Source organism: Pleomorphovibrio marinus, from assembly GCF_003347495.1.
GTDB lineage: Bacteria > Bacteroidota > Bacteroidia > Cytophagales > Cyclobacteriaceae > Pleomorphovibrio > Pleomorphovibrio marinus.
Window position 1 is genome coordinate 125,747 of the sequence record NZ_QCXY01000007.1, and the last position, 13,498, is coordinate 139,244.

Sequence of the window (13,498 nt, forward strand, 5' to 3'; positions counted from 1 at the left end):
CCTATGCGATTTTAAAATTGAGAAGACAAATATATAAGGAAAAGATCAAAAGCGGCACAGGGATATCGAGATTAAGGAACAGGATACTGCGAAGGCCAAATCAGAATCTATGATCAAAGAAAACCTATGAATTTCCTTTCCCATCGAGTTAGGCGTATCCACCCAAAAACTAAATTCCGGGTACATACCTATGCTGAATATCCCTGTAAAAATCCAGTTCCTTCTCTGGCTTTTCTACACCTTCGGGAAGCGGCATTTGGGAGAATTGCTGAAAATACAATAAACAGGCGTCCCTCCACCAAATGGCCTCTTCTGCCTGGATCTTCAGGAAGGATAGTACATGCGCGTGCCTTTCTTCATCCAGGTAGATATCCAGATTCTCCCAGGTGTCGATATTTTCATTCGCTTCATCCACCCCTTTTTGGTAGCTTAGCGCCATTTCGTCCCAAAGGGAATTGCCACTGGATAAGGTATGGCTCCAATTTACATGATGAAACCAAAGCAGGTACTTTTCTGGAATAAGATCTATATTACCCCAGGTTTTTTGCAGTTCAGGATGGTATTGTCCTAGGGCATTACTCCCACTTTCAGTTCTATCGAACCCTACTCCCTTTTGGTCTGCCTTGTGGTAATAAGTGGATGTCCAGTCGTCTCTATGTCTGTCTGTGATCCAAGGGCCAGGTCCATAATGGTGGCTCCAGGCCATGATATGGTGTAAGCCCAAAGGGGTCATGTAATTTACCACCATTTCATGGGAACGAAGCATCATGTCCTTGACGGGTTTTACAAAATTTTTGTGTGTGGTAAAGGTAAGCTTAAGCCAATCCTCAGCAATGGTATCACTATCCAGATAGGGATCCCATGCCAGCCTGCCGTAACAAAACCAGTTAGCCTGGTGAAAATGGTGCCCCGTCCAATTTCTGTCGGTACCAATATTGGCTACACCAGCCATGGCCGAAAAAGAATAGCCGTGAAGACTGCCATCTACCACTCTGGCCACAGTGCTTCCTTCACCTTTCACAAAAGTGTCGCTTTGCAGAACTTCTTCGTACATCTTTGCCAAATAAGCCAAGTGGGTATCCTGCCCTAAATATTCCATGGTAACTTGAAACTCCATCATCAAGGGTGTTTCTGGCATGGCGCCAAATAAGGGATGAAAGGGTTCCCTAGGTTGAAAATCTATAGCTCCATTTTTCACTTGGATAATTACATTATCCCTGAATTTCCCATCTAAAGGCTTGAATTCATTGAATGCCTGCTTGGCCCTGTCCTCTGGAGTGTCCTGGCTATATACGAATGCCCTCCACATTACTATCCCTCCATGGGGAGAAAGGGCATCGGCCAGTAGGTTTGCCCCTTCTGCCTGCGTTCTGCCGTAATTGTGGGGACCGGGTTGCCCTTCGGAGTCTGCTTTTACCAAAAACCCCCCAAAATCAGGTATATGCTCATAAATCTCTTTCACTTTATTGTTCCACCAGTCCTGTACCTCCTTTTCCAAAGGGTCAGCAGTATCCAGTCCCCCTATTTCAATGGGTGCAGAAAACCTTGCTGTAAGGTATAGTTTTATTCCATAGGCTCTAAACACATTCGCCAAAGCAGCAGCCTTTTCCAAATATTCAGGGGTAAGCACCCTGGCATTGGCATTTACATTGGTTACTACGGTTCCATTTATACCGATTGAGGCATTGGCTCTGGCATAATCATGGTATTGCTGATCCACATGTCTGGGGAGCCTGTGCCAGTTCCATATGGAAAAACCAGAATACCCACGTTCCACTGTCCGGTCTAGGTTGTCCCAGTGGTTCAATAGCCTGTATTGGATTTTTGGGTTGGATCTTATTCCCTCTGTTGGTACCGCTTCCCCCTTTTGAACCATCTGTAACCAGCGGAATACACCATACAAAAGACCTGCCTCGCTTTTTGCAGTTATTAGGAGAGATTTTTTTTCCGGATGATATTTGATAAGAAATCCCTCCTCGTTTAAGGAATCTCCCAATCCAATTTCTCCCCACGCTTTGCTCAGGGAATCATTTTCCAGTTCAATATGCAGGTTAGCATTTGGATTTTGGGTAAATAAAGTATGGACTGGCACCTTCTCATCAAAAAAGCCATTATAGGCTAAGGTTAATTCCCTTTTTATTACTTCCATGGTTTCCCCACCTTTCCCGATAAAAATAGTAGAGAAAGTGTTTTTAACCTCTTGTTGGGGGAATTCTAGGGAATAGTATTGCATCCAAAGTCTATATCCGTCCTTTGAAAAGGCAGAAGTGTAAAGGAAAATTGTCAGCGTTATAGTAAAAAACAAGCTAACCATTCCCGAATTTCTTAGGGGAACTACTTGGGAAAACTTGGGAAAAGGTTGCATTTTCAGGAAATTATGGTTGAGGGACTAAAATTAATTAATTTATTAATACGGCCTCAAGGATGAGGCGTTTTATGTAGGCTGGAAGAAGCAGCTCCGTTGAGCCAAGGATCTTATGGGGGAGTAATCCTGGATTGGTAAAAAAGTTGGTTCTAATTGGGAATGGGGCACAGGTATTGTTTAATTTCTTTTATATCCCTTGTGTTGAAGAGTAAAATTGGACATATATCACTATTAGTAGCAGTTTTTGGCTTTGTTGCCTTAGAAGTGGGTATACACTTTTTGGGGCTTGATGCCCATATATGGAGAATGCTGGCCACCGGTTTTGAAGCAGCCACCATAGGCGCATTGGCAGATTGGTTTGCGGTAAGTGCCTTGTTTTATGAAATACCCATACCGGTCATCAGGCGCCATACCAATATCATAGTCAAAAACAGGGAGAAACTTACGGAAGGAATAGTGGATATGGTCACCAATAAGTGGCTATCTCCGGAAATTATCCAGGAAAAACTAAAAGGGGTCCCCATCACCGAAAACATTCTGGAACTGTTGCAGGACCCAAAAAATTTTGAAAAGGTCTTGGTGTTAATCCGGATGCTTCTATTGAGATTAACGGCCCATCTTGACCACCCCAAGATTGGTGTTTATGTACAAAACCTTCTGAAAAGTCAATTGCAAGAAGTGGACCTTGCTAGCCCACTTGGAGAATGGATGGCAGACGTTGTGAGGAAGGGAAATCATGAAGCCTTGGTAGGTTTATTGGCGCAGGAAGCTTCCAAATCCATACAGGATCCTGGTACTAGAAGAATCCTGTTGACAAAACTGAAAATTGCCTTGGAAGCTTATCAAAAGCAGGATTGGTTTAAAAAATCCGCAGTTTGGATAGGGATAAAAACAGGTGGCATAGACCTCGAAATGCTTGCGGATAGGATAGTGGAAATAGCTCTCATATTAGCTGAGGAGTTTGCAAATGAGGAAAATCACCCACTAAGGTTGAAACTAAATGAATATCTACTGGAGTTTTCGCATCTCCTTCAACAAAAAGATCCGGTTGCCACGGGTTACGTGGAGCAACTTCGGGACAATCTGATACAAAACCAGGCTGCCAGGCAGTTGATGATAATGATGTTGGGGAAAGCAAAAATATTGGCAGAGGAAGCCCTTGAAAACGTGCATACCCCTTTAATGCAATGGATAGGAAATAGTATAAAGGATATCATTCGGTCTTTGGGAAAAGATGAGGAGACTAAGCAAAACATGGATGCTTGGATAAAAGCATCCTTGACGGATGTACTGGATAAATTTCATCCTGAAATTGGAGAAATGGTAAGGACTAGTCTCTGGCGGCTGGACGATAAGGCCATGATGTTTCAGATCAAGGATAAGGTAGGGGACGACTTGCAGTATATCCGGTTAAATGGAGCAGTTGTGGGGGGATTAGTGGGATTGACTATAGCCCTGCTTAGGTGGTTATGGCTTTATTGATACATTGCTTTCTGCCTCTTTTGGGATTTTGAAATAAAAGGTGCTTCCCTTGCCCAGTTCAGATTCCACCCAAATTGTGCCACCCATGGTTTCAATCAGCTTCTTCACTATGCTAAGGCCTATACCTGTACCTTCAAATTCTTTTCTGGTGTGTAGGCGTTGGAATATATTAAATATTCTTTCATGGTATTCTGGTGCAATACCTATGCCGTTGTCCTTTACAAAAAATTCCCAACCATCGCTTGTTTCTTTACCTCCTAACCATATTTTTGGGGAAAGATTTTCTTGCCTGTATTTTATGGAATTGCTTACAAGGTTTTGGAGGATTTGTAACCAGGCCGACTTATAGCTAATTATTTCAATTTTATTTTCGCAATAAATAGTGGCGTTCGATTTTTGTATAGAAGAACGTAGTAGTAGTTTTACCTCGTCAATAAGGCTCTCCACAGAGAATATTTCAACTTTATGTGTATTCCTTCCCACTCTGGATAGTTCTAACAAATCTAAAATAATCTGCCTCATCCTTTTGGTGCCGTCCAGGGCAAAATGAATATACGTTTTTCCCTTTTCATCTAGAAGTTTTTCGTACCTGCAATGGAGCAAAGAGACAAAACTAGAGACCATGCGCAGGGGCTCCTGCAAGTCGTGGGAAGCCACATAGGCAAATTGCTCCAGTTCTTGGTTTTTGTTTTCCAGTTCTTTCATCGAACGTTTAAGGTTTGCCTGTTCCTCCTTTAATTGCTCTCTTAATTTGATTTGAAAGTTTATGGTATCCTGCATCCCCCCGAATAGTTTTGGAATAAGAATGGATATTACCGCGTCCAAAAATATCAGGTTGCTGGATATGGCAAACCAGGACAGCAGCATATTTTCATCCACCCTGTGAATTTCAAAGACTTCCGTATAAATGATAATTCCATAGAGAATACAAAAAGCAATATTTATCCAGATGGATATGAAGGCATATTTATAGGGAAAAATGATGACCATAAAAACTGAGACAGCCAACAGGTAAACCAAGCCTGGCCCAAAACTTCCCAAGGTGGTAAGCAGGACAAAAGCCAATGCATATACTATGGAGACAAAAAGTACTTTTTTTATCTGGATGTCTAACTTCCTGTTGAATGCAATTACCAAAAGTCCCAAGCAGGCGAATATGTCGAAGAAAGCAATGGTGTAAAACTCTTCATGAATGGATATTATTATCCCCGGGATTAAAGCAATAAGGCTCAAGGGAAGGATATAGGTAATGGTGGCAATGAAGAGGTAATCCCGCCAAAACTCCAACCCTTTTTCGTGCGGGGATAACCCCTGAAATTTACTCAATAAGGCGGATTGATACCGCTGCCATAAATTCATTAAGGTGTAGTATTTAAAGTAAAGTAAAATGTGCTCCCTTTACCGGGTTCAGAAGTCAGCCAAATTTTCTCGCCTAGGTTTTCAAGTATTTTTCTGACGATGGCCAAACCCATACCTGTTCCGCTATATTCCTCCTTGGTGTGTAGCCTTTGGAAAATGACAAATATCTTGTCAAAATATTCTTCTTCAATCCCTATCCCGTTGTCTGATATCGCAAAAACCCACCTGTTATCCTTAAATTCGGCATTTATTTCCACCCTTGGAGTCCCCTCAGGCCTTGAATATTTCAGTGCATTTCCAATGAGATTTTGCATTACCTGCATGACAGGCGTTTTGTAGTTTTTTAAAACAGGAAGCTTACCCATAGTTATTTTGGCTTTTTTCTCTTTGATGGTGGATTGATGGAGCAGCATTATTTCTTCCACCAATTCCTGCATATCCAATTCTACCATTTCCTCATCGCCTTTGCCTATTCTAGAGTAATCCAGCAAATCAAGGATAATATTCCGCATTCGCTTTGCCCCATCCACGGCGAAACCAATATAGGTTAATCCCCGGTCATCCAGTTTGTGGCTGTATTTATTGTTTAGTTGAGTGAGAAAGCTAGAGACCATCCTGAGAGGTTCCTGAAGGTCATGCGAGGCCACATAGGCAAACTGCTCCAATTCGGCATTGGAGGTGGCGAGTTCGGCTGTTTGCTTTTCCAAGGTCAAATTGAGTTCTTTCAGGGAATTTTCATAAGCCTTTCTTTGGGTTACATCCATCATGGATCCCACCATACGAATGGCCTTTCCATTTTTGTCCCTAATTATTATGCCCCTATCCACTACGGTAGCATATTCACCATTTTTTTTCAAATAGCGGTACTCACTTTGCCATTTCGATTGATTGGGTTGATCCAACACTTCACCTATACTGCTTTTAACTTTTTCCAGGTCTTCACTATGAATGCGGGATGTCCATACATCCAAGGAAGAAGATTTTTCATGGGGTTCATACCCAAATAAGGTGTAGTATCCCTCTCCCTTGAATACCTTATTGTCAATGATGTTCCAGTCCCAAATAGCATCTAGGGTAGCTTCAGTGACCTTGAGAAACCTTTCATTGGAACGACGGATTTCTTCTTCTGCTCTTTTTCGTTCTGATATATCGGTATGGATTCCAAAAATGGCCACCAAATTACCTGCTTCATCAAATATTGGCCCCCCGCTTAAAAAGAAGTCAATTTCTTTCCCCTGCTTATTGATAAGCTTTACGTCCCCTTTCCAAAACTTTCCGGAAAGGAGGGTGCCAAAAACCTCCTCTGCAACCTCTACGTCTGCATAAACGGTGCCCGGATCACCCTTCTCCCGGAATTCCTCTGTAGAATACCCCAAGGAAGTAGCGAAGCTTCGATTTACATACAATGGTTCCCCTTTACCGCTGGCAAGTGCTATTCCATCCTGGCTATTCTCAATGATACGCTGAAACTTCAGCAGCTCTAGTTCAGCCATTTTTCTTTCTGTTATATCCCTAAAATAAACGGTTAGCCCGTTATGAGAAGGGAAAGCACTTACGTCAAACCATTCACCAAGAGAAGGGAAAAATTCCTCAAATTTCACTGGAATGTTTTCCTGCACTGCCCTGTAGTATTCAGTATAAAATTTCAGGGAAACCGCTTCCTGGAACTCCGACCAGATATTCTTACCTATGACTTCTTTTCTTTTCCTTTGCAGCATCCTTTCTGCTTCTTTGTTCCAATAAGTGATTTTCCAGTTTTTATCCAAGGCATAAAACCCATCTTGGATACTTTCTAGGATTTCTTCCTTTTCCGAAAGTGCCTCTTCTAGTGCCAGTCTACTCATCCTTTGCAGGATGGCCGTGGAGAGATTGGAACTGATGCTGGTTAAAAAGGAAACCTCTTCCTTGTCCCAAATTCGTTCTTCCTTACAATCATCAAAGCCAATTAACCCATGATAAGTGTTTCTTAAAAAGATGGGAAGGCATAAAATGGATTTAATGTTTTGGCTTTCCAAGGTGGATTTGAATTGGGAAGAAGGCAGCGAGGAAACAATAGCCTGAAAGGGACTACCCTTAGAAAGTGGAGTTTCAAATTCGACAAGTAATTCAATAGGGACATTCTGAAGTTCAGGATTATCCATCTGGGAAGGAAAATCCCCACTGTTCCACTCAAACCTTTGGCTATACAAATGCTTGACTGGATTGTCGGGGTCAGTGTGTTTTTCGAAATAATATACCCGGTCCACTTTGGTGGCTTTTCCTGCAATTTCGAAACAACTTTCCAAAGCCTTAAACCAATCCTCCTTGGCTAACAGGTTTTCTATGATATTAGCTAAGGCAAAAAGATACTCTGTTTTTTTGCCCAGGTCTAATTCCGCCGTTTTTCTTTTATGTATATCCTGAAAACTGCCATATATCCTGTTGCAGCTACCATCTTTATAATCTGGCTTTCCAATGCATCTTACCCATCTTTCGTTTTCTTTTGCAGTAACAATAGGTAACTCAAAATCCCAGGGAATCCCTTTCTCTATTCCCATTTTTATTGCCTCTTTTACCTTATTCCTCACGTCTTTCCTATAAAAGTGGATTGCATCAGAAAGAGAGACTGTATCCTTTTTTTCCAGTTCATGGATTTCTCTGGTCATCTCTGAAAAATATACCTTTTGGGTGGCTAGATTATATTCCCATCCCCCAATTCGGGACATTTTAGTCGCGTTGTCCAGGAGAATTTCAAGGTCTTTTTGTTTGGTAACGTCTTTGGCTACCGAATAAATAACTTCCTCCTCATGGAAGTATCTGGAGTTCCAGGAAAGCCATAGTGTCTTGCCCGTCTTGGTCAGGTATCGGTTCTCAAATGTACTATGCCCTTTTATGTTATTTATTTCTTTTAATTCATTCTGGGTTTTATCCCTGTCTTCCGGATGAGTAAATGCAACTATAGGGGAGCTTAATATTTCTTCTTCCGTATACCCTAGCAATTCACACATGGCCGGATTAATCTTTTTGAAATAACCATCGACACCCGCTACGCATATAATGTCAGGGGAAGAGTTAAAAATTCTTCCCAACTCCTCTTCCAGCTTTTTCCGATATAACTCCGTACCCAGGAAATTTTGAAGTTTCTTTAGCAAGGAGTGAAACTGAGAATGCTCCTCTATTTTGCTTTTGGAGGCAAAAAGTATAACCCCAAGGGTTTTACCGGCATGGGTTAGAGGACTGCCGATTACGGTAGTGATTTTTTCTTCATCCTCATTAAAACTATTTTTCCAAGAATAGTGACTTTCGTTACTATTTTCCCATATACATACTTCATTTTTCTCCCAAACCATTCCTGCCAAATCTTCCCCTTTTTTGACTGATTTAATCGCTATGGTTTTTTCTTTTTTGATTTTGCTTTCTTCACTGCTTTGAATTGCAAGTAGATGGATGTTTTTGCGGTCTGCACTGAGGATCCATGCCTCAGCAATATCGAATTGTAGGTGATGGAGTAAGTAAGTTAGTACATAGGAAAAAGATGAAGATAAACTAGCTTCCTGATTAAATATTCTGCCTAAACTGTTCTCCAACTGATCTTGGATTTCCAGGTTTTTTTGAAAAGTAATGTCTTGAGAGGTACCTTCGAGTATGGTTTCATCGGAAAGGGGGTCTTTTACCAAGTATGCCCTGGAATGTATCCATTTTAATTTTCCAGAATGGGTAAGGATTCGATATTGAGCATCGTATTTATCATTCTTGCCAGCCAATAATTTCTTTCTCTCTTCCTTGACAAGATTCCTATCACTTGGATGAACAGATCCTATCAATACTTCAAAGTCAACTTTTTGATTATCCGCTGGGTTTTCCCAGATCTTATGCATCATGGGCGACCAATAGAGCGTATCGGAGGACAGATTATGGGACCAATAACCCATTTTGGCCACCTCATGAGCTTTTTCAAGTTTGGCTTCCTTGTCCAGCAAGTCCTGTGTCAGCTTTTCCCGCTCTGTCACATCCATACAGTCCACCATCATACAGTCTTTTCCCCTATACTTCAGCATTTGCCCGGTAATATCCATCTGCATTTGTGAGCCATCCTTCCGCATATGGGTAAAAACGCCAAACTTGATGACCCCTTCCAGCGATTCCACATTTTTATGGGCGGCAAGAAGGTTATTAACATGATTCTTTGGTCTTAGGTCCTTTATCGTAAGACTCAAAAACTCTTCCCTGGAATAGCCATACTCCGATAAGGCTACCTTGTTTACATCCAAAATCCGGTAGTCCTCAAGCCGATAGATCCACTTGGGGAGAGGGCTGAATTCAAAAAGGTTCCTGTATTTTTTCTCCGAAATTTCCAGCTCATTTTGGATTTCAATCAGGGGAGTTACATTCATCGTATTAATTACGATACCCTGAATAGCCGGATCATCCACCAAGTTAGTGCTGGTGCCCTGCAGCCAAAAATAACTTCCGTCTTTGGCCTTGAACCTGTATGCCGGACTTGTTATCTTTTCTTGCTCTTGGTGTTTCTCAAAGGCTGCTTTTATTTTTGGCAAATCTTCTGGATGGATAAAGTCAAAACCGGTCTTGCCTAAAAGATCTTCAGAGGAGTAACCTAATAAATTTTCGTAATTGGGACTTACGAAACGGTACCTACCTTCTGCATCTACGATACATATCAAGTCAGCTCCCCTTTGCACTAAGCTCTTAAACCTCCTTTCACTTTCTTCAATCTGTGTGCTATTTATATAATGATTGATGGTGAGTACCAGGTTTGATCCAATACTATTGAGCAAGGTTTGCTCCTCCGGGAGGAAGGGTACTTTATTTTTAGTATGGTTGAAAACAGTAACTTCTAGTGTTTTATTCTCCTTAGTTTTTTTCTTGAAAGATTGGAAATGGGAGCTTTTTTTGAAAGGGGATGAACGGAAAATGGCTTCGCCGTAGGTGATCGACACGGAGGTTTTTTCAGAAAACTGATAGCCTTTTGAAATAATGGAGCTTACGGAACCTAAGAGTTCCCGAACATTATTCATTTCACTTCCCAAAGAAATTATCTCAATGAGGCAGGCCTGTTCCTTTGCTCGTTCTTTTAACCTAAGCAAAGTGTTGTCCAAGTTATCGGAAATTATTTTTTCTTTGGTGATATCCGTTACTGAGGTGATTTTAAAACGCTCACCATCTGGATTCACCAATAAATCCGCAAAGACGGAAACGATGATCTTTTCGCCGTTTTTTTTGATAACCTCCACATTGGTAGGAGGTTCTTTTCCATTGATAAAAAAAGCATCATGCAATTCCTGGATACTTTTCCTCTTTTTAGGGGCAACCATCATGGTGAAAGGTTTACCAATCAATTCTTCCTTTGTGTATCCATAGATCTCACAATAAGCTTCATTGACTTCAATGAACCTTCCTTTATCATCCGTGATGCATACACCTGTAGAAACTATATGAAAAACCGAGTTGACCAGTTTTTCTGAAGCAGTAAGCTTTTTAATGGTCTCTTTTAGGTCGGTGATTTCCATAAATCCCAGCGAAATGGCAATTACCTCATCTTCTAAATAAATGGATGGGGTGTAATTAACGGAAAACCATCTGGTCTTGAGCTTTTTGTCTTTGAAGACCTTTTCCCCCTTGTAAATTTTCCCTTTGCAAGAAGCCGAAAAGTTGCTTACAAAATCTTCCACATGGCCTAGGGGCAAAAGGTCTATCATAGATTGTCCCTTGGCTATATTTCTACCAATTAGGGAGTGGATCAATTGTTTCGCTTTCTGATTAAAATTAATGACCTTGTATTTGGTATCGACCAAGATGAATGCCTGTAGGTCATTATTGAGCAAAGCCTCGTTGTTTGCTTGCATCCTTTGTAAGGCTTGCTCTTTTTTTTCTATTTCATCAAAGGCAGCCTTCAGTTCCGAATAAGCAATTTGAATTTCCTCATTGGTGCTTTGAAGTTCTTCATTGCTGGTTTCCAGTTCCTCATTGCTGGATTGTAATTCTTCATTGGTGCTTTGAAATTCCTCATTTAAGGATTGCATTTCCTCATTACTGGATTCGATCTGTTCAATGTAGGTTTGTAAATGCTCCTTGGTAGCGGCTAGTTCGTGTTCTAGTTCGTAAATCCTGCTGGAAACCATCTCCTCCGGACTGGAAGCCCTGCCCCTGGCTATATATTCTTCTATTTCCAGTTTTTCAAACACCACCATGAATAAGGGTCCGGAAGATGGAGAATACAAAATTGGTTTTGCTGACACTCTCACAAAGTGATCTTGTCCAAAAAGTGTAAAACGGTTGATATTGCCATTATTATTGGCTCGGTTTTTCATTGACTTTGCCAATATAGCCCGAACTTCTATTTGTAGCTCTTCGTTGACCAATTTCAATAAGTTAACCTGAATGCTTCCAGAACTTAGGGTCATGTATAGCCGCACATCTCCATTCACCTGAAGGATGTCCAATTCTTCGTTTACTATTACATAGGGATGTTCATAGCTATTGTAGAGGGTTTCTTTGATTTTGTCCTTTAGACTCAGGTCTTTTTGATGAAGAGATGTTTTCTGGTGTTGCGGAAAAGGAGGTTCTTGGGTTTTTAAGGAAGGGAATTTAAGGTTGTGAATGCTTTTTACATCCTTTTTCCGAAAGATTTTGTTTACGGTGTCATATACTGAAAACAGATCTGTGAAATTCCCTATATTTTCAGATTTACCCAAAAACAACAAAGCTCCAGGATAAAGGGCGTGATGAAACAGTGGGATTATTTGTTGCTGAAGAGCTGCACTAAAATAAATAAATAGGTTCCTACAGCTAATTAAGTCCAACTTTAGAAAAGGAGGGTTCTTGATAAGGTCATGTTTGGAAAAAAGTATACAGGACCGAATGGTTTTGATGACTTGAAAATCCTTTCCTATGCTCTCAAAGTAGGTGTCTCTAATTGATTTTGGTAGGTTCTCCAAGGAGGATTCAGGATATATACCCCTACGGCCAACTGCTATGGCATTCTCATCTATATCAGTGGCAAATAATTGTAATTTAAAGTTTTTTCCGCCGCTCTTAAATTGTTCATGGATTAATATGGCCATGGTGTATGCCTCTTGACCCGTGGAACAGCCTGGCACCCATACCCTTATTGGTTGTTGATTGTCTTTTTTGTCTATAAGCTCCTTTACAGCTTTTTCTAAGGCCAAGAAGGATTCTTTATCCCTGTAAAAGGAAGTGACCCCAATGAGTATGGTATTGAATAGTTCTTCAATTTCCTCGGGGTTTTTTTCGATATACTCCAAATACTTTTCGTTAGTTTCTAAGCCTAGGGATTGTAGCCGCTTTCCGATTCTTCTTCCTATTGTGGGTGATTTATAGTTGGAAAAGTCAGTTCCGCACTTTTCATTCAACAAGGAAAGAATTCTTTCTAAAGAAGAATAAGTTCTATTTTTAGGTATACCATTCAATTTCAGCTTTTCGGGATTTTCCAAGAACTCTTCTATTTTCCTCCCCATTTGTTTGGGAGCCATGATAAAATCCACTACGGCGGTATTTATGGTTGCTTTAGGCATACCATCGTATTTGGCAGTCTCCGGATCTTGAACTATCAGGATGCCGCCGCTCTCCTTTAGCGCCAAGGCTCCAAATGCCCCGTCTGATCCAGTTCCGGAAAGAATGATGCCGATTTTTATTGTAAACTCATCAGCAGAAAGGGATTTAAATAAGAGATCTATGGAGGGCTTAGGTCCTATTAAGTTGCCCGGTTGCTGAAGTACAATGTTTCCATTGTTCAGTAAAATATCCCTATCCGGTGGGGTGATAAATACCACGTTTGATTCTAAGGATTCTCCATTTACAGCTTCCTTTATCAATAGGGATGTTTCTTTGCTAAGAAGCTGCACCAGCCTACTTTTGTGGGTAGGGCTTACATGTTGGGCTATAATGACACAAGTTTCCGGTAATTCAGGAAAATGGGAAAGAAATTCCTGAAGTGCCTCAAGACCACCGGCAGACGCACCTATACCGATGATGTGTTTTGGATTTTTGTGTCTTTGGGTATCCTCTACTTTTGATGGGGTATTGCTGTTATCCATTCTTAAACAAAATATAAAAACTTAAGCGTATTTACCTGAATCCCATCCCCACGTGTGTTGGAAGAGAAGAGAGCAGAATTCAAATAAATATAATCATATTTTATTCAACGTCGAACCGAGACCTTAAAACATGTCTCGCACTCGTATTATTATATGTTGGGCATCCCGAAGAATAATGTTTAACTCCAAGATGGATAATCAATTGCACCGGAAATCTTTTCGATTAAGGTTAGAATTG

4 protein-coding genes are annotated in these 13,498 nt (G+C 40.9%); 1 reads left to right on the forward strand and 3 read right to left on the reverse strand.

All coding sequences use genetic code 11. The features are described from left to right. Positions 1 to 169: 169 nt before the first annotated feature. Positions 170 to 2,365 carry an alpha-glucuronidase family glycosyl hydrolase gene (locus DB520_RS17205; RefSeq protein WP_317047768.1) on the reverse strand — a complete coding sequence of 732 codons (2,196 nt, stop codon included), beginning with the start codon at positions 2,363 to 2,365 and terminating at the stop codon, positions 170 to 172. A 201-nt stretch (positions 2,366 to 2,566) separates the two neighbouring features. On the opposite strand from DB520_RS17205, the gene DB520_RS17210 reads away from it, so the two are divergent. Further along, positions 2,567 to 3,847, forward strand: a complete 1,281-nt coding sequence (locus DB520_RS17210) for a DUF445 domain-containing protein (protein WP_157972139.1) — start codon at positions 2,567 to 2,569, stop codon at positions 3,845 to 3,847. Here DB520_RS17210 and DB520_RS17215 read toward each other — a convergent pair. Then, the gene (locus DB520_RS17215) at positions 3,833 to 5,206 is read right to left on the reverse strand and encodes a sensor histidine kinase (RefSeq protein ID WP_114751011.1); all 1,374 of its coding nucleotides are present in this window, start codon (positions 5,204 to 5,206) and stop codon (positions 3,833 to 3,835) included. The two genes, DB520_RS17210 and DB520_RS17215, sit on opposite strands and share 15 nt — an antisense overlap. Beyond that, positions 5,206 to 13,260, reverse strand: a complete 8,055-nt coding sequence (locus DB520_RS17220) for a PAS domain S-box protein (RefSeq protein ID WP_114751012.1) — start codon at positions 13,258 to 13,260, stop codon at positions 5,206 to 5,208. The genes DB520_RS17215 and DB520_RS17220 overlap by 1 nt, the downstream gene beginning before the upstream one ends. Positions 13,261 to 13,498: the final 238 nt, after the last annotated feature.

Coding starts and splice junctions, on each gene's coding strand:
- DB520_RS17205 (WP_317047768.1), bottom strand. CDS start 2,365: ATGCAACCTTTTCCCAAGTTTTCCCAAGTAGTTCCCCTAAGAAATTCG.
- DB520_RS17215 (WP_114751011.1), bottom strand. CDS start 5,206: ATGAATTTATGGCAGCGGTATCAATCCGCCTTATTGAGTAAATTTCAG.
- DB520_RS17220 (WP_114751012.1), bottom strand. CDS start 13,260: ATGGATAACAGCAATACCCCATCAAAAGTAGAGGATACCCAAAGACAC.